Origin of the sequence: Flavobacterium magnum (assembly GCF_003055625.1) — a bacterium.
Taxonomy (GTDB): domain Bacteria; phylum Bacteroidota; class Bacteroidia; order Flavobacteriales; family Flavobacteriaceae; genus Flavobacterium; species Flavobacterium magnum.
The window spans coordinates 2619362-2637946 of record NZ_CP028811.1; the positions used below are offsets into that span (position 1 = coordinate 2619362).

Consider the following 18585-nt stretch of genomic DNA (forward strand, 5'->3'; position numbering starts at 1 on the left):
AAATTATTTTAATGTAAAATACTCAGCCAGCGGGCCAAGCGCCAAAGCCGGGAAAAACGATAAGGCGGCGATAATTGCGATTACCGCGAACACCATGACGCCGAATATTGTCGTGTCGGTTTTCAGCGTCCCGGCACTTTCGGGTATGTATTTTTTACGGGCAAGTAATCCGGCGATTGCGAGCGGACCGATAATCGGCAGGAATCTTGATAACAACAGTACGATGCCCGTGGTGATGTTCCAAAACGGATTGTTGTCGCCAAGGCCTTCAAATCCGCTGCCATTGTTGGCGGCACTTGATGTGTATTCGTACAACATTTCGGAAAATCCATGGTTGCCGGGATTGTTAAGCCAGCCGGTAGCGTTCCCGCTGAACCAGTATCCCATAGCAGTATCGTTGGCCGCGAAATAGGAAGCCAAAGCGGTTCCGGCGAGAATCAACAAAGGGTGCAGAATGGCTATGAAGGCCGCAATTTTGACTTCCCGGGCTTCGATTTTCTTTCCGAGGAATTCGGGTGTTCGCCCTACCATAAGCCCTGAAATGAAAACGGCCAGTATGATGAAAATATAGAAGTTCAGAAACCCTACGCCACAGCCCCCGTAGAAGCAATTGACCATCATGGCCAGTAACTGCATCGTCCCGGACATGGGCATGGCGCTGTCGTGCATACTGTTGACCGATCCCGTGGAAATTACCGTGGTGGCAATGCTCCAGAAACCTGAAACTGCCGGACCGAAACGCACTTCTTTCCCTTCCATGGCGCCGGTCGACTGGGTAATGCCCATTTTTTCAATGGCCGGGTTGCCCGCGAGTTCAGCATTCATCGTCGGAATCACCAATAAAAGGAAACCGGCCGTCATGACACCGAATATTATCCAGGATAATTTTCGTTTCCTCAGGTAGTATCCAAGTGCAAAAATCATGGCAAACGGAATGATCATCTGCGCCCACAGCTCAACCGCATTGGTGAGGTAGGTTGGGTTTTCAAAAGGATGCGCCGAGTTTGCCCCGAAAAAGCCGCCTCCATTCGTGCCTATGTGCTTGATACCGATGAATGCTGCGGCAGGCCCGCGCGAGACTTCAACCGTATCGCCCTGCAGCGAGGTAATCCTGTCTTTGCCTTCAAAAGTCATTGGCGTACCGCCAAACACGAGCACTATGGCAACCAAGGCCGATAACGGCAGCAGGATTCGTGTACAGCTCTTCACAAAATAGTTGTAGAAATTTCCAAGTTTTTCTGTAGTACGCTCCTTCATTGCATTAAATACCATCACAGCGGCGGCAATTCCGACACCCGCAGAAACGAATTGAAGGAACATCAGCATCAGTTGCGAGAGGTAAGACACGCCCGTTTCGCCGGAGTAATGCTGAAGGTTACAGTTGACCAGGAATGAAATGGCGGTGTTAAAAGCCAAATCAGCTGTCATTGAGGGATTGTTGTCCGGATTCAGAGGCAGTGAACCCTGGAAAAGCAATACCATAAAGCAAATGAGGAACCAAAAAAAGTTGACGCCGAGCATGGCTTTCAGATGCTGTTTCCAGTTCATTTCTTCAGAAGCATTGATGCTGCTTACTTTAAAAATCAGTTTTTCAATCGGATTGAAAAGCGGGTCCAGTAAGGTTTTGTCACCCGAAAAGACCTTTGCCAAATATTTTCCCAGAGGAATTGCCAGCACAATCGTGATGATGAAAATACTGAACACACCAAGGATTTCTGTATTCATAAATAAAAAGGGTTAAGATGATTTCTCATCAGATTAAAATTTTTCGGGTTTGATTAAGACGTAGATCAGATAGGCGAAGACGGCTACGGCGATAATAAAGAGTGCAGTCATGGTTTTTACATTTTTTCAAAGAAGTCAATCGATTTAAAACAAATGGCGAAGAGCAGGACGCCCAGCGCCAGTAGGATAATTGTAGGTAACATGATATCGTTTTTATTTGTTGGTATTTCAAAATGGCAAATGCGGAAGGGCGTTGCATTTACACCCCGGAAGTATTCACCTGGCTGACATATTCCAGCCTGAGCGCGTTGGGGAAAAGGTTCGATATGCGGCAGTTTCTCGCTTCCAGGAAGCTGGAGACGGAATGGACATACACACTGGCAATCACACGTCGGGTTTCCGTGTTGCCCCCAATCAAAAGGCGGTCTGCAAAGGCAAGTATTTTTTTTGCCCTCGCGACGTTTCCGCTGATGATGGAATGTTTGGTAATCTCTGCAAGCCGTTCGGCCTGTTTGTAAACGGTAGTGACCTGATTTCTCATTGGAATGATTTTTATTATTTCCCGCGGTCATAGCCAAATCCATTCCTAAAGCGTATCGGCAACCGCAATTGCCCGCCATCATTGAGAATGTCGATCATGTGCCAAATACACAACACAAAAAAAGCCTATCAAAATGATAGGCTTTTCTCAATTCAATAAGATGCATTATCGAATATCATATTCTTCGAGTTTGCGGTACAAGGTGGCGATGCCGATTTCAAGCAGCCGGGCCGTTTCAGCCTTATTGCCTTTCGCATAATTGAAAACCTTCTGTATTTGTAATTTTTCTACGCTTGCCAGCGAAAACGCCGACACCGATTTATTGGCCTTGTCGGAAGGAAACTGAATCTCATACGGCAATACGTCCGGCAGCAAAAGCTCCCCATCGGTCAGGATCACCGAACGCTCTATGACGTTTTTAAGTTCCCGGACGTTGCCGGGCCAATGATAGGCTTCAAGTTTCCCGATAAAGCTATCGTCTGCAAACAGTGACTTTTTATTGGTCTTAGCTGAAAATTGCCCGCAGAAATAATGCGTCAATGCTGCAATATCCTTGACGCGCTCACGCAACGCAGGAAGATGGATCCCGAAAATGTTAAGCCTGAAATATAAATCGGACCGGAACCTGTTGGCATCGCTTTCTGACTTTAAATCGCGGTTGGTTGCAGCGATCAATCGGAAATCAGATTTTCTCGGCACCGTATCGCCCACAGGGATATATTCATTGGTTTCTAAAACCCGCAGCAGTTTCGACTGCAATTCAAGTGGCATTTCGCCGATCTCATCAAGAAATAGGGTTCCGCCGTTGGCCTGCTCGATAAAACCCTTACGGTCTTTCAAAGCACCTGTAAAGGCGCCCTGCCTGTAACCGAAAAGTTCGCTCTCGAGCAGTTCCTTACTAAACGTGCTGCAGTTTAATGCCACGAAGGATTTTCCGCTGCGGTTGCTGTTTTCGTGAATGGCCTGCGCGAAAACTTCCTTACCTGTCCCTGTCTCGCCGGTGAGAAGTACGGTCGAATCGGTGCGGGCCACTTTCCGGGCGAGTTCCAGAACCTGCTCGATGGCTTTTGATTTTCCGATGATTGTGTCAAACGAATATTTATCGGCAATCCGTTTTTCAAGATGGATCACTTTTTTCTGCAAGGCCGATTTTTCCAGGGCTTTATACAACAGCGGAATGATCTTGTCGTTGTCGTCGCCCTTAACAATATAGTCGAATGCGCCGTTTTTCATGGCCTGTACGCCATCTGAAATCTTGCCGAATGCTGTAAGCAGAATCACTTCTGTCAGCGGGAATGCGGCCTTTATTTTCTGAAGGAACTCCACGCCATTGCCGTCAGGAAGTTTTACATCGCAGAGGACTACATCGAAATCATTTTGCTCCAGTTTGCGGAATCCGCTTTTGAGATCGGGTGCCTCTGTTACGTTAAAACCCTCGGACGTGACGATGCGGGCCAATAAACCGCGCAGTTTTTCCTCGTCGTCGATAATAAGGATGTTTTTCAAACCTCGAAATTTTAAGCAAACTTACGGTTTTAGTTATATGGACGCTACATTTTGTAAAATCTTTATACGGCGGGCTTCAGTTTTTTATACGACATTCTGGCGCCGCAATCAACGCGAGAGGGTGGCCAAAAAGCAAAAAATCCGATAAATCGTAAGATGTATCGGATTTTTGAAACCGTGCGTTTTAAAACTTGTGGGCGATGAGGGATTCGAACCCCCGACCCTCTGGGTGTAAACCAGATGCTCTGAACCAACTGAGCTAATCGCCCTCTATTCGAGACTGCAAATATAAGCTTAGTATTCATATCTGCAAGGGAATTCGGCAAATATTATTCTTTTTTAATGTCGCGCAATTCCGCGCGCGTGTCAAAATTAATGACTTCCAGCGTGATAGGCTCACCTTTGGCATTCTTGCCCTGTATCGTATACAGCTTGCCTTTTTTCAATTTAATGTTGCTGCGGTCAAAATCGACATCACCGTACGTCAGGGTTTTGCGCACATCGGCGGTATCAACCCATTTTTCAGACAACTTCTGCTTTGCCAGATCCGAATATTTAAAAGGGACTTCGCGCAGGTGCTTCAGCACGCGGGCATTCGGGAAGTAGCTGCAACTTGTGTCTTTGCCGTTAAGGATAAAAAAAAGGAAAATCATTCCGATTGCGAAGCCACTCAGGTAATAGGCCAGGCGGACATAAAATTTCATAGGAGAATTATTTCGGCAAAGGTAAACGGATTTGCGTTAAAACACAATTAAATTGATGTCGCTGTGCGCAATCCCAAACCAGTCGCCAATTGCCTTATTGGTCAGGATGCCATGGTAGAAATACACCCCGTGTTTGAGGCCGCTGTTGCACCGGATGGCACTTTCGGGACCACCATCCTCGGCAATCTGTATCAGGTAAGGCGTAATGATGTTGCTGATCGACAACGATGCGGTCTTTGAATAGCGCGACGGAATATTGGGTACACAATAATGCACGACATCGTGTTTGACGAAAGTCGGATTTTCATGTGTCGTGATTTCCGAGGTTTCAAAGCAGCCGCCCGTATCAATGCTCACGTCCACGATCACGGCGCCTTTTTTCATGTGCGCTACCGTGTCTTCGCTGACCACCACGGGGCAACGGTCCTTGCCGCGCATCGCACCGATGGCCACGTCACAGCGTCTCAATGCCTTGAGCAACGCTTTCTGCTGGATGGTGGACGTGAAGATGCGGTAATTCAAATTGTTTTGGAGCCGGCGTAATTTTGTTATCGAGTTGTCGAACACCTTAACGCTGGCGCCCAGCCCGATGGCAGTTTTCGCTGCAAATTCCCCCACGGTTCCCGCGCCAAGGATCACAACATCGGTAGGAGGGACGCCGGTAATATTCCCGAACAGCAGGCCTTTCCCGATTTCGTCATTGATCATCAGCTCGGCCGCGATAAGTACGGACGCCGTTCCGGCAATTTCGCTGAGCGATTTTACGGCAGGGTAGGAGCCGTCATCGTCCTTGATAAATTCAAAAGCCAGCGCGGTAATCTTTTTTTTGGCCAAAGCATCAAAATAATTGGCCTTTCGGGTCTTCAGCTGTATGGCTGAAATAAGTGTCGACTGCGGCAACATCATATCAATCTCACTCGTAGTGGGCGGTTCGACTTTAAGCACCATCGGACACCCGAACACTTTCCTGGTATCCTGCGTCACTTCAGCACCCGCGTCGCTGTACTCCTTATCGGAATACCCGGAGCTGAGTCCGGCACCGGCCTCAATCATCACGCGATGGCCATGCGAGGTCAGTGAATTCACGCCGTCGGGTGTCAGGCAGATCCGCCGTTCCTGGAAACTGGTCTCTTTCGGGATACCGATAAAAAGTTCACTTTTGTGCCTGGTGATTTCCAGTTTCTCTTCCTGCGGCAGCAATTGTTGCCTGGTAAACGGCGTGAGTGACATAGGGCTTTGGATATTTTTTGCCTAATTTATAAAAAAGTTGGCATTTGCCAACCATGATTTGCAATCCGGTATCAATTCATGAGTATTTTTGGGCGCGTCGGCTCGGCAGGCTACGCCGTCGGGCGCTACGCGGTGCACGGCACCCTGCTTCGCTCCCTCGCGCGGGGGGCCTGTTCCATGGAAGGTCCAACCCGAATTACGCCAAAACGAGCCTTCTGGTCCCGTCGCCCAGCACGCTGATGGTGATCACGGAATGTTGCTGGGGCACCAGCGTCGGGATTTTCTCGGCCCACTCAATAAAGCACCATTCACCCGAATACAGGTAATCGTCCATACCCATATCATAGGCTTCCGACTCGCTTTTCAGACGGTATACATCAAAATGAAAAACTTTATGACCATCTGCCGCTTCATATTCATTGACAAGCGAAAAGGTCGGACTGCTCGTGGCACCGGTAACGCCCAGTTGCCTGGCGAGCGATTTGATCAGGGTGGTCTTTCCGGCACCCATACTGCCGTTAAAAAGTATTACCTTATTGGGATTGCGCGCCAGCACCTGCTGCGCCGCCTGGCCAATTTCGTCGAGGGAAAAGATAATTTCCAATTGCAAAAAAGTTTAAGGTTTAAAGTTGTACGTTGTGCATGGCAAAACTACACTTTAAACCTTAAATTGTAAATAAATTATTTGGGATTGAAAACCAGGAACGGCACAATCATTTCTTCAAGGGAGATGCCGCCGTGCTGGTAGGTATTGCGGTAATAGCTTACGTAATGGTTGTAATTGTTGACGTACGCCAGGAACAGGTCATTCTTTGCGAAGATGTACGAACTGCTCATGTTTATCGCAGGAAGCCCGATACTTTTCGGGTCTTTGACCGCATAGACGTCGCGGTCCTCATAGGTAAGGCTGCGGCCCGTTTTGTAACGCAGGTTCAGGCTGGTGTTCTTGTCGCCAATGACTTTCGAGGGGTTCTTGACATTGATGGTGCCATGATCAGTGGTAATGATCAGCTTGAAGCCAATCTTCTGTGCCTGCTGGATGATTTCCAACAGCGGTGAGTTCCGGAACCAACTCAGCGTCAGCGAGCGATACGCTTTGTCGTCTGAGGCCAATTCCTTCACCACGTCCATTTCTGTCTTCGCATGGGAAAGCATGTCAACAAAATTGTAGACTACCGTAACCAAATCGTTGGATTTTAGCGCTTTGAAATTTTCCACGAGTTTTTTTCCACCCGCAAGGTTGGTGATCTTGAAGTAATCCTGCTTTAAATTCATGCCCAATTTGCGCAGCTGCTCACTCAGGAATTCCGCTTCGTAAAGATTTTTCCCGCCATCTTCCACGTCGTTTTTCCAATATTGGGGGTACTGTTTTTCCATCTCGACCGGCAATAGTCCTGAAAAGATGGCATTTCGCGCGTATTGTGTGGCCGTCGGCAGCATCGCAAAATACGGCGTCTCCTTCTCGAGCTTATAGTAATTGGCCACCACGCCCTCGAAGGCCTTCCATTGGTCATAACGCAGGTTGTCGATGACGACGAAAAGTACCTGTTCTTTCTTTTTGAGTTCCGGCACGACCAATTCCCTGAATAAGGTATGTGACATCACAGGCCTGTCGGCCTTGGGGGCAAACCAATCCTCATAATTGCGTTCAATGAATTTACCGAACTGGCTGTTGGCCTCCGTTTTTTGTGATTCGAGAATCTGGATCATGTTCTGGTCCTGAATGTCTTCAAGCTCGATTTCCCAGAACAGCAGCTTTTTGTACAATTCAATCCAGTCCTCATACGTATTGACCATCGCGAGTTCCATCGCAATTTTGCGGAATTCCTTCTGGTAATCCAATGTCGTCTTCTCAGAGACCAGGCGCGAGTTGTCCAGATTTTTCTTAAGGCTCAGCAGGATCTGGTTCGGATTCACAGGCTTGATCAGGTAATCTGCAATTTTTGATCCGATGGCCTCCTCCATGATGTATTCTTCCTCACTTTTGGTAATCATGATCACCGGGGTAGAAGACTTTTTTTCCTTGATTTCCTGCAACGTCTCAAGTCCGCTCATTCCGGGCATATTTTCATCAAGGAACACGATGTCAAAATTGCCATCTTCAAAAATATCGACGGCATCGCGGCCATTGTTGCATGTGGTTACATGATAATTTTTTTTCTCGAGGAAAAGGATGTGTGGTTTCAACAAATCGATCTCGTCGTCAACCCATAAAATTTTAATCTGGTCCATGCTTGGTTGTTTCTAAATGTTCCGCAATTTAACATTTCTTGAACGGGGTTTTCTTAAAACTATTGTAAAGTTAAACGCGGCAATTCCTACAATCGTTTCCTCAAAAACGTATCTTTACAAAGCGAACCATTCATGTCAACTATGATCAGAAAAATATACATTGCGGCGTTTTCACTAGTACTTCTGGCGTCCTGTGCGAAAGAAAAATCGTCAGAGCCGAATACCGCGTTTGAGCAGTATAAGAAAAACTTCGTCGATGCACTCTGGCAGCATTTTCCGAATTTTGCAGCGTCAAGTGGTTTCCACAAATACGATGGTATACTGGTGGTCAACGATGCCGGCATGCGCGCGAAACAGCTCGCGTTTGCAAAGGATAATCTGGATTCTTTAGCGCGATACGACCCGAAAACACTCGATCCGGCGAACTTCACTGACTATAAGATGGTACAGAATATGCTGCAGTCCTTCATTTTTGAAATCAATGAAATGAAGTCGTGGGAATGGAACCCTTCGGAATACAACATAAGCGGTCCGTTCGCTGAAATACTGAACGGCACGTATGAGCCTTTGTCGGTGAGATTACGGAACATCAGCCGCAAACTGGAAGAGGTGCCCGCCTATTATGCCTCGGCAAAACAAAACATCAGGAATCCAACCATTGAACATACGGAACTGGCCATCGCGCAAAATACGGGCGGTTTGTCGGTTTTTGAAAAAGACCTTCCGGAAGCACTCCGGAAATCCGGCCTGTCGGCAAATGAAAAAGAGGCGATAGCGCGTAAAAGCGCCATTGCAGTCCGTGCGATCAAGGACTATATCGACTGGCTCAGGCAATTGAAAAATCCGGCACCACGGGATTTCAGGCTCGGCAAAACGTTGTATGACAAGAAGTTTGAATTCGACATCCAATCCGCATATACGCCTTCGGAAATGTATGACAAGGCGGTGGCGCACAAAAACGAGTTGCATCGCAAGATGCTTGTGATTGCCGAAAAACTCTGGCCAAAATATTTGGGAAGTACGCCAAAGCCATCCGACAAAAAACAGCTAATCCGCATGGTGATTGACCGGATTTCACTGCAGCACACCAAACCGGAACTTTTCCAGCAGGCCATTGAAAAGCAATTGCCCGAACTGCTGGCGTTTATCAAACAGAAGGACCTTTTGTATATTGATCCTTCGAAACCACTCGAGGTACGTAAGGAGCCTGATTACATGGCGGGTGTGGCGGGTGCGTCGATCTCGGCACCCGGACCCTACGATAAAAATGCAAAGACCTATTATAATGTTGGGTCGCTTTCAGGTTGGAGCGCCGAGCAGGCTGAAAGTTACCTGCGTGAGTACAATGACTATATCCTGCAAATTCTGAATATCCATGAAGCGATCCCGGGTCATTATACACAACTGGTGTACAGCAACCAATCTCCAAGCCTGATCAAGTCGATAGCCGGAAATGGCGCGATGGTGGAGGGTTGGGCCGTTTATGCCGAGTTGATGATGCTTGAAAACGGTTACGCCAACTCTGATGAAATGTGGCTGATGTACTATAAATGGAACCTGCGGAGTACCTGCAACACAATCCTCGATATCGGGGTGCATACTAAAAATCTGGGCAAGCAACAGGCTATGGATCTGTTGACACATGAAGCATTTCAGCAACAGGCTGAAGCAGAAGGGAAGTGGCGACGTGTCACGTTGACGCAGGTACAGCTTTGCTCATATTTTTCAGGATTTTCTGAAATTTGCGAGCTTCGTACGGATTACAAAAAACAACTCGGAGCGAAATTCAGCCTGAAGGATTTCCACTCAAAGTTCCTTAGTTTCGGAAGTGCTCCGGTGAAATACATTCGCGAGCTGATGGTCGACAAGAGATAAGCGCAGTTATTTTTTAATCAGCATACCGGTCAATACGCCGGTCAGTCCGGATCAATTTTCAATAACCTCATAATTCGCCTTAATAAAGTCGGTAACGAGATACCCGATTAATTTTCCGATCAGGTGCTTGTTCTTATCTTCGCCCAGGTCTGGTGCGCCCTCGCAGATGTGCAGGTAGGCAGCATTCGGGCTCTTCGCAAAGTAGCTCACAAACAGCCGCGTTTCTTCAATCGAATAACCGCTCATTGTCATGGCGCTGCTTGCGATGTTGGGCAGCGCGTCCAGATCGATTTCAATCCCGAATCGGTCGTTCCTGATGAAGTTCAGTGCGTTGAACATTTCCATCTCAAAATCCTTTTGCTTCCGGATCTTTACTTCGTCATAGGTATTATAGCGCACCCGGTCCTCAATTTTCTTGATGATATCGAGTACATTTTTGGACGTGTAACTTTCATGCAGCCCGAAAATAAAATATTTCCTGAGAAAGCCCTCTTCGTAAGCATATGAAAAGCCGTTGCCGCTATGCCTTCCCTCGAGGATCCTGAAATCAGAATGGGCATCAAAGTTCACCGCATTGACCGGTTTCCCGAATGCCAGTGCCGCTCCTTTGATATTGCCGTAGGCGTTATTGTGCCCGCCCCCAATAACGATCGGGGTTTTCCCTGCCTTGATAATGGTAAAAATGATGTGGGCCACTTCCTTGTCAATCCGGCTGACGACGGCGCTGAGTTTTACGCGGTCTTCGAGTATATTGAAGTCAAGGTTTTCTACTTCGGCCATTTCCGATTTAACATCCAGCGCGCCCAAGACCAGAATCCGGCTGCCTTTACAGAAACGATTGTGCTGAATGTTTGCGATACTGCTCACGGCGCTTTGCCAGGCGGATGCTGCGCCGGGCCTGCCGTAATTCGCCCGCACCCCGATATCTTCAGGAATACCGAAAAGTACATATTTCGCTTCGCAGCCTTTCATGAACTTTTCGGGGTCAGCGCCTACAGGTACCGTATGCATCTTCTCCCCGAATTTGATTTCCCCACTCCTGAAATTGGTCACCTTCGCCAGATCAGAAATGGTAAAAGGAATCAGTTTTTCCATCACAAAAATTTAAGTTTCAAAAATAACATAAAACTATAAACTTACGTTAATTTCGGTGGAAAGGAACGATAATATTTTAAATTTGTTAGGCTTAAAAAGCAGAAAATGATTATAAAAACCAAAAAAAAGCTCTTATGGAAAATCAAAGAAGTAATTCATCCTTAAAGGCAGTTGTTGTCGTTTTAGCCCTGTTGTTATTGGGTAGTCTCGCTTATATTTTTAAGATGACAACCGATGCGAGGAAACTTGAAACTGAGGTCACCACGGTGAAGTCAGAAAAAGACAATCTGCTGGATTCACTTGCGATTGTGAAAAACACCTACGAACAGGCCATCAAGGATAAAACAGAGGTTTCTGACGAACTGATAGCCGAGCGCGAAAAAGTCGTAAACCTGATTGCCGACCTGCAAAAATCCAAAGGTGACGCGGCATCGTTGCGCAAGTACCGCGATCAGTACAATACGCTTCAGGCCAACATGAAAAAGCTGGTTGCCGAGAATGAGGAATTGAAAAAGCAAAACGAAACGCTTACCGTACAAAGAGACAGCACAGTCGTCGCACTTGGACAGCAGAAGAAGTTCAATGACACCTTGGTCGTCCAAAATGAGAATCTCGCGAAAACCGTCGAAAAAGGGTCTAAGCTCGTTGTAATGAACCTTCGTACGCAGGCCATTAAACAAAGAAGCTCAGGAAAACAAATTGAAACAGAGCGTGCGAGTCGCGCAGACAAACTTAAAGTGTGCTTCGCCGTTGCGGCTAACGCCATCGCGAAATCAGGCGATAAAACGTATTATGTTCAGATTATTGACAGCAAGAACAATGTGATTGGCGATAAGAAAACCGAAACCTTCGGGGACATGACGCTGACTTACAGTTTTACCACCGTAGTGCCTTACAACAACCAGGCGGTCGATGTGTGTGAATACCTTGACGGCAACGGTAAGGATTTTGCCAAAGGAAGTTATTTCGTAAATATCTTTGACAAAGGCGAATTGGTATCAAAAACAAGCTTTACGCTCAAATAAATTTTCCGTTAATTATTGATTCAAATCAGAAAGAGCCTTAACGGGCTCTTTTTTTATGACAGTAATTCACCCTGAATCAGTACATCTTCAATCAAATTGCTCCCGAAGGCATATGGCAATTGATAATACGTAGATATCGGTTTGGTGATGATCAGGCTGGCAGTTTTCCCCCTGGTGATGCTGCCATGCGTCTGTGCGAGTCCCATCGCGTAAGCACCGTTGATTGTCGCGGCATTGATCGCCTCTTCGGGTGTCATCTTCATTTTGATGCAGGCAGTCGCCACCACGAGGTTCATGTTACCGGAAGGGGTTGTCCCCGGATTGAAATCAGTTGCAAGCGCAAGCGGAAGTCCGGCTGCAATCATTTTCCGAGCAGGCGTGTATGGAATGCTGATAAAGAAAGAGCAGGAGGGAAGCGCAACCGGCATGGTTTCAGATCCTTTAAGTACTTCAATATCCTCATCGGTGACGATTTCGAGATGATCCACCGAAAGCGCGCCGTGCTTTACGCAGGCAGCAATCCCGCTGATGGCCGTAAATTGATTCACATGGATTTTGGCCGGGAGTCCGTATTTCTTTCCGGCGCTCATGATCCGCTCGGCTTCTTCGACAGAAAAGTAACCGGTTTCGAGAAACGCATCGATGTAATCGGCGAGGTTTTCTTTTACGATTGCAGGGAGCATTTCGTCAATAATCAGATCAATATAAGCAGTATGGTCGCTTTTAAATTCGGCTGGAAAGGCGTGCGCCCCAAGGAATGTTGCTTTAATGGCAACGGGAAAATTGTCTTTCAGCCTTTTTATAACCCTAAGCATCTTCAATTCCCCTTCCGTTGTAAGTCCGTAGCCCGACTTGATCTCAATGGCGCCGGTGCCCTGACGCATCACTTCTTCAAGCCTCAAAACCGATTGTTCATAAATATCATCTTCGGGCGTTTCGTTGAGTATTTTAGCCGAATTCAGGATGCCGCCACCGCGCTTAGCAATCTCCTCGTAGGTTAAGCCGTTGATACGATCCACGAATTCCCGGACGCGGTTTCCCGCATACACCAGGTGGGTATGGCTGTCGCACCACGTTGGCAACACCACGCGGCCGCTGCAGTCGATTTTCTTCAGCATCCCAAAATCCGGAATATCTTCCATCAATCCGAAATCCTTAATGAGCCCATGTTCAATGAGTAGCCAGGCATTTTCCAATAGCGGCAAATGTGCCATTTCGGCGCCGGAAACCTTGTCGATGTGGGTGTCCCGAACCTGTAATAACTGGCTGATATTGTTAAGCAGGGTTTGCATAATTGAATTTTCGGTAAATGTAAATTGGAAATTCAAAAACTCCTATCTTTATGTAAAATTTATCGCCGTTGAAACGAATCAAGTACAGTAAGGTCAGGAAAGTCCAGCAAAATTTTTACGAATACACAGGCAGTTATAAGTCGGACCCAGTCGAAATGCAACTTTTTGTATACGACGAAGAGGGCTTTGAAGAATATAAGAATGTTACGATAGACCGCCTTCGCAAGGAATGCGAAGACCCTCAGCAGCAGCACGATGTCAAATGGCTGAACATCCATGGGCTGCATGATACGGAATTGATCCGTGAGATTGGTGACGTATTGCAGATCGAACCCTTTATGATCAGCGATGTCCTCAATGTGCTTCGCCGCGCTAAGATTGAGGAATATGACGACATGCTGTTTTTTAGCATTAAATCGATACTGGAGGAACAGGACGCTAAAAGTATTAGAATTGAGCAGGTTAGTTTTTTTCTTACGGATAACCTGATCGTTTCTTTCCAGGAACGGAAAAGCGATTTCTTTGCGCACATCCGTGAGCGCATCCGCACAGGCGGCGGTATTGTCAGGAAGAAGAAAAATGATTATTTGCTGTACCTGATGCTGGACGCAATCATTGAAAATTTCTTCATTACGATTGAAAATTACGAATTCGATATTGAAAAGCTGCTCATCGAAGCGCAAAAGTCACACCGCGCTGAATTCCTTGGTATGATTGAGCACCAGCGCGAAAACCTGAATTACCTCAAACGCGCAATCCTGCCGCTACGCGACGCGCTGTACACGTTAAAGAGCATAAAGGACGATGACGAGTTTGATGGGATCGAGAAGTCCAATTATACGTTTTTCGCGCGATTACATCAGAAAACACTCGAAATTCTCGAACAGATCGAATACGACATGAATAACCTCGAAAGCGCTTCGAACATTTTTTATTCCTCGCAGGCACAGAAGATGAACCAGATCATGAAGACGCTCACTATTTTCTCCGTGATTTTTATGCCATTGACTTTTATTGTGGGCGTGTATGGGATGAATTTCGAAAACATGCCGGAGCTGAAGACAAAAAACGGCTATTTCATTGTTCTGGGTGTGATGTTCGTGACAGTGGTTTTTATGGTGTACTATTTCCGGCGTAAAAAGTGGTTTTGATTATCGGATTGACCCGATAAAATACGTGCTTTATGAGCAAAAAAAAGCTGCCGCAGACCGCGACAGCTTTATATGTCCATTGCATTTGCGATTATTTCAGGCTACCCACCATGTCTTCGGGTTTGACCCAGGCATCAAAATCTTCAGCAGAAACATAACCCAAACGCACCGCTTCATCTTTTAAAGTTGTACCGTTTTTATGTGCGGTTTGTGCAATTTCAGCCGCTTTATAATATCCGATTTTGGTATTTAAAGCTGTAACAAGCATCAGCGAATTGTCTACCAGTTCTTTGATGCGCGTATAATTCGGTTCGATTCCCTGGGCGCAATGCGCATCGAATGACACGCAGGCATCTCCTAAAAGCCTGGCCGACTGCAGGAAATTTGCCGCCATGACCGGTTTGAAAACATTCAGTTCATAATGGCCTTGCATACCACCGACCGAAATCGCCACGTCATTGCCCATTACCTGTGCGCAGACCATGGTAAGAGCCTCACATTGCGTGGGGTTTACTTTTCCGGGCATGATAGACGAGCCGGGTTCATTTTCAGGAATCAGTATTTCGCCGATGCCCGAACGTGGCCCTGAAGCCAGCATCCGTACATCATTCGCTATCTTATTGAGTGACACTGCGAGTTGTTTCAGTGCGCCATGTGCTTCCACAATGGCATCATGTGAAGCCAATGCCTCGAACTTATTCGGCGCTGTAACAAAAGGATGTCCGGTGAATTCAGCGATGTACTGCGCGACTTTCACGTCGTAACCTTCAGGCGTGTTGAGCCCTGTACCCACGGCGGTGCCTCCTAAAGCGAGTTCTGACAAGTGGGAAAGCGTATTCTTTAGCGCTTTCAGTCCGTAGCCCAGCTGCGCAGCATAACCTGAAATTTCCTGGCCGAGGGTAAGCGGTGTGGCATCCATGAGGTGGGTGCGTCCAATTTTAACGACATTCATGAACTCTTTCGCCTTAGCATCCAATGTGGCTTTGAGTTTCTCTACACCCGGGATCGTGATTTCGACTGCGGCCTTATACGCTGCGATGTGCATGCCGGTAGGGAAGGTGTCGTTTGACGACTGCGATTTGTTGACGTCGTCATTGGCTTTTACGACCGCTTCGCCTTCACCAATCCTAAAACCCGCCAAAACTTGCGCGCGGTTCGCAATGACCTCGTTCACGTTCATGTTGCTTTGCGTCCCGGAACCGGTTTGCCAGATTACAAGCGGAAACTGGTCATCGAGTTTGCCTTCAAGGATTTCATCACAAACCTGTCCGATGGCGTCGCGCTTTTCTTTTGACAGGACCCCGAGATCGTGATTTGCGTAAGCTGCAGCTTTTTTGAGGTAGGCGAATCCGCGAACGATCTCGAGAGGCATTGACGCTGAAGCGCCGATCTTGAAATTATTCCTGGAACGTTCGGTTTGCGCGCCCCAGTATTTATCGGCAGGCACTTTAACCTCACCCATAGTGTCTTTCTCTATTCTGTAGTCCATTTTATATAAATTACAATGTTGCAAAATTTCGGAGCTCAGGGTTTCCCGTTGCGCCGGAAGCCTAGCCCTGATGGAAGCGGCATCCTTTTTTAGCGGTTGGCGGTACTTCTTTCTACAGCCGATTCGCGATTACCGCTAAAAAAGATACAGCGGACAGCAGGAAAAAGCTCCTGAAAAGCCTCGCCAAATTTAGCCATTAAAGCCGTTTTAAAAAAATATTTATCCTGTTTTATTGGCGCGTAAACATTAATCATTTACCTTTGGCATGAATTCATAAATTCCGGAAAACATGTTTGAATTTCAACAGTATTTAGGCTTTTTAGCATTCTTAACCGTCCTGACAATCGGCTTCTGGCTGATGATGTTCCTGATCAGCTTTGTATTTTACTGGGTTGGCGGTGCATTGTATGAGATGGCAAAGGAAAAAAAGGCCGCTAAGAGATTGGGGCGCGCTTAATGGCGTTTGTTTCAATAAAAAAGGTCCGCATTGCGGACCTTTTTTTGTTGGTATCTATTTATTTTCTGACCACCTTGAAAGAGGTCGAAGTCTGCGCAAACTGCAGTTTACAAACATAAGTACCTGCGGCGTAAGACGACAAGTCCATTTTGGCATCAAATTGTTTGGCGCGGATCTCATCCAGCAATTTGCCGTCGAGGCTGTAAACGGCTATAGATTGAATCTCATTTTTGGACTGGATGCTAAGGATGCCCGTAGTCGGGTTCGGGAAATAGGAGTAATCGATCAGACCATTTTCGGGCGTATTGAGATTCAGGCAGCTGAATGCACCCTGCCAGCCCGCGAGCGTGGTATTGGTATCGGCTTCAAACTGGAACGTCAATGCGCCGCTGGCATCGGTTGATTCAAACGGTCCCACCACGTCAAATCCCGTAATCGAGGCCAGTACAGGTGATTCAACATTGGGCCCGTTGAAAATATACAGGTAGTCCCAGCCGTCTTCAATTGCAATGCTGTCGAACGTCACCTTAATTTTGTCGTTTGGATTGGTCGGAAACACTGTCCTGACCCAATCCTCGTAATTAGAATAATTGTTGTCGGGCCCGCCGGAATCGGTGAAAGGTTGTCCGGCGCAGAAGTCAGCTGCCGTCGTGAAATAGTAACATTTTGGTGCGGCCTCAAGTCCGGACGGACAGGTGCTTCTTACGCAAACCGTGTACGAGGTGTTGGGTAGAAGACCGGTAATCATGTAAGGATTCGAAGTGATTGGCGTCCAGTTTACGGATTCATAGGGATAGGTGCTTAGCGCCATTTCCCAGCTTGAATTCGTCACATCGGCGTCAGTCCATGAGGCCATTGCAGCTGTGTAGCTGACGTTGGTTACCTCGAGATTATAAACCTGTGAAATGCAGGTATCGATGCAGTCGCTGCTCAGACAGCCTGAATTGTTTACATTCTGAAGGATTCTTGCAGCAGGCTGCGGTCCGAAACCGTTGGCGAAGTTTATGCCGACGCCGTCAACGAGGTGGCAATAACTCATAATCGTACCGCCCACCTCCGGCAGCGGTACTTCGCCGACAGGACAATTGCCTTCTGCATAGGCCGGATTTGCCGTGGTGGCGCAGCCATCAATTGCGGTGAAATCGCCGTTCCAATAACAGCCGTGTGTGTGCGGCGATCCCAAAAGGTGGCCGAGCTCATGCGTGATCACCTCTATGGTCCAGGACATTACGGGTACGGTGTTGAAATCGAAATATACGTCGGAATAACTGTAATTATTGTCTGAGCACAAACCATCAATTACGGCGGCGACACCACCGAGTCCGCTGTCAATGCCCACCAATTGCCCGACATCACCATTAAAAACCGGCCTTTGTGCGTGAAACTGCTGCAGGTATTGCCACGAAGCATCGCCCTGGTATGGGTCGGGTGTGGTCCATACATAAACTGATTTTATCGCCACGCTGATCCCATCGTTGTTATATAAAGTCTGGACATTGTTGAATGCTGAGGCCATCCAGACATTGGTTTGGGCCACGTCACTGCCGTTGGCCAGAAACATGTCATAGTCTATTTCAAAATATACGCTTACGCAGCGATTCGACAACGCAGACCTTTGTTGCGGCTCGCCGGAGTTCGCAGCAGACTTTTCGTCGACAGCACACGTAAAACTGTTGTCAATCTTAAGCTTTGCATCGGAATAGATGATATAATCCAAAGCGTTGCCCTTGATGTTGAGTCGGTTCACAACAAGATTGCGGAACTCACGGCCCGAAATGATACCGTTCATCTGGCCATTGAAAAAATTGAATGATACGAGGGAGTGGCTGTCGCCTTTGATGATGCCGCGATAAAAATGGCCCGTTTCAACCGGCTGCTTTACTTCCGGGGCGCCACTGGTGCGCAGCTCAAATCCTTCGGCGAGCACCTCTGCCTTATACAGTGAAAGTGTAATGATTTTGTTATTATACGGTACGTCGAGTGTAATATAATCTTTGTTTTCAGTAAATATCTTATTGGCAACCGACTGGTCCAAAGTGGCAATCACAGCATTGTCAACTGTTTTTTCGTATTCGTTGGAAACAGGATTCGGGTTGACCGTAAACGGTTGATAGTGCGTGAACGAAACGCGCTGCTTATCGAGTTCCAATATACGCTCAGCGACTTTTCCGGTTTGGGAAAAAACAGAAAAACCGGTCAACAGGAGGAGTAAAGTTTTTTTCATATTGATGATTTACGTGCCAAATGTATAAAATATTCAGAT

The 18585-nt window shown here is 47.1% G+C and carries 16 protein-coding genes and 1 tRNA gene; 4 read left to right on the plus strand and 13 right to left on the minus strand.

Features of this window, described 5'->3' with window-relative positions:
* Positions 1–3 precede the first annotated feature (3 nt).
* The 9 genes from kdpA to porX all read right to left on the minus strand — a co-directional run bounded on the left by kdpA (position 4) and on the right by porX (position 7938).
* Positions 4–1725 carry a potassium-transporting ATPase subunit KdpA gene (gene kdpA / locus HYN48_RS11085; protein WP_108371702.1) on the minus strand — a complete coding sequence of 574 codons (1722 nt, stop codon included), beginning with the start codon at positions 1723–1725 and terminating at the stop codon, positions 4–6.
* A gap of 33 nt (positions 1726–1758) precedes the next feature.
* On the minus strand, positions 1759–1836 hold the full coding sequence (kdpF, locus tag HYN48_RS11090; RefSeq protein WP_108373575.1) for a K(+)-transporting ATPase subunit F: 78 nt from the start codon (positions 1834–1836) through the stop codon (positions 1759–1761).
* A gap of 148 nt (positions 1837–1984) precedes the next feature.
* Complete coding sequence (locus HYN48_RS11095; protein WP_108371704.1) at positions 1985–2266, minus strand: DUF7674 family protein; 282 nt, start codon at positions 2264–2266, stop codon at positions 1985–1987.
* Positions 2267–2431: 165 nt separating this feature from the next.
* The gene (locus tag HYN48_RS11100) at positions 2432–3772 is read right to left on the minus strand and encodes a sigma-54-dependent transcriptional regulator (protein ID WP_108371706.1); all 1341 of its coding nucleotides are present in this window, start codon (positions 3770–3772) and stop codon (positions 2432–2434) included.
* A gap of 194 nt (positions 3773–3966) precedes the next feature.
* Positions 3967–4041 (minus strand) — tRNA-Val (locus tag HYN48_RS11105).
* Between the two features lie 60 nt (positions 4042–4101).
* Complete coding sequence (locus HYN48_RS11110) at positions 4102–4476, minus strand: DUF4258 domain-containing protein (protein ID WP_108371709.1); 375 nt, start codon at positions 4474–4476, stop codon at positions 4102–4104.
* Positions 4477–4512: 36 nt separating this feature from the next.
* The gene (locus HYN48_RS11115; protein WP_108371711.1) at positions 4513–5706 is read right to left on the minus strand and encodes an alanine dehydrogenase; all 1194 of its coding nucleotides are present in this window, start codon (positions 5704–5706) and stop codon (positions 4513–4515) included.
* Between the two features lie 196 nt (positions 5707–5902).
* On the minus strand, positions 5903–6310 hold the full coding sequence (tsaE, locus tag HYN48_RS11120) for a tRNA (adenosine(37)-N6)-threonylcarbamoyltransferase complex ATPase subunit type 1 TsaE (RefSeq protein WP_108371713.1): 408 nt from the start codon (positions 6308–6310) through the stop codon (positions 5903–5905).
* A gap of 77 nt (positions 6311–6387) precedes the next feature.
* The gene (porX, locus tag HYN48_RS11125; protein WP_108371715.1) at positions 6388–7938 is read right to left on the minus strand and encodes a T9SS response regulator signal transducer PorX; all 1551 of its coding nucleotides are present in this window, start codon (positions 7936–7938) and stop codon (positions 6388–6390) included.
* 141 nt (positions 7939–8079) lie between these two features.
* Here porX and HYN48_RS11130 point away from each other — a divergent pair, with 141 nt between their 5' ends.
* Positions 8080–9813 carry a DUF885 domain-containing protein gene (locus HYN48_RS11130; protein WP_245945949.1) on the plus strand — a complete coding sequence of 578 codons (1734 nt, stop codon included), beginning with the start codon at positions 8080–8082 and terminating at the stop codon, positions 9811–9813.
* Positions 9814–9864: 51 nt separating this feature from the next.
* Here the strand turns inward: HYN48_RS11130 and HYN48_RS11135 are convergent, their stop codons facing one another.
* Positions 9865–10908, minus strand: a complete 1044-nt coding sequence (locus HYN48_RS11135) for a formimidoylglutamase (RefSeq protein WP_108371717.1) — start codon at positions 10906–10908, stop codon at positions 9865–9867.
* Positions 10909–11042: 134 nt separating this feature from the next.
* Between HYN48_RS11135 and HYN48_RS11140 the strand changes: the two genes are divergently transcribed.
* Positions 11043–11933 carry a hypothetical protein gene (locus HYN48_RS11140; protein WP_108371719.1) on the plus strand — a complete coding sequence of 297 codons (891 nt, stop codon included), beginning with the start codon at positions 11043–11045 and terminating at the stop codon, positions 11931–11933.
* Positions 11934–11986: 53 nt separating this feature from the next.
* Here HYN48_RS11140 and hutI read toward each other — a convergent pair whose 3' ends face one another.
* Entirely contained in the window at positions 11987–13225 is a 1239-nt protein-coding gene (gene hutI / locus HYN48_RS11145; RefSeq protein ID WP_108373579.1) for an imidazolonepropionase, read from the minus strand.
* A 68-nt stretch (positions 13226–13293) separates the two neighbouring features.
* On the opposite strand from hutI, the gene corA reads away from it, so the two are divergent.
* Positions 13294–14376 carry a magnesium/cobalt transporter CorA gene (gene corA / locus HYN48_RS11150; protein ID WP_108371721.1) on the plus strand — a complete coding sequence of 361 codons (1083 nt, stop codon included), beginning with the start codon at positions 13294–13296 and terminating at the stop codon, positions 14374–14376.
* Positions 14377–14467: 91 nt separating this feature from the next.
* Here corA and fumC read toward each other — a convergent pair whose 3' ends face one another.
* Entirely contained in the window at positions 14468–15865 is a 1398-nt protein-coding gene (fumC, locus tag HYN48_RS11155; RefSeq protein ID WP_108371724.1) for a class II fumarate hydratase, read from the minus strand.
* Between the two features lie 289 nt (positions 15866–16154).
* Here fumC and HYN48_RS15300 point away from each other — a divergent pair, with 289 nt between their 5' ends.
* Positions 16155–16322, plus strand: a complete 168-nt coding sequence (locus tag HYN48_RS15300; RefSeq protein WP_181248466.1) for a hypothetical protein — start codon at positions 16155–16157, stop codon at positions 16320–16322.
* Between the two features lie 58 nt (positions 16323–16380).
* Here the strand turns inward: HYN48_RS15300 and HYN48_RS11160 are convergent, their stop codons facing one another.
* Positions 16381–18546 (minus strand): M12 family metallo-peptidase, encoded by a 2166-nt coding sequence (locus HYN48_RS11160; RefSeq protein WP_108371727.1) that lies wholly within the window; start codon positions 18544–18546, stop codon positions 16381–16383.
* Positions 18547–18585 lie beyond the last annotated feature (39 nt).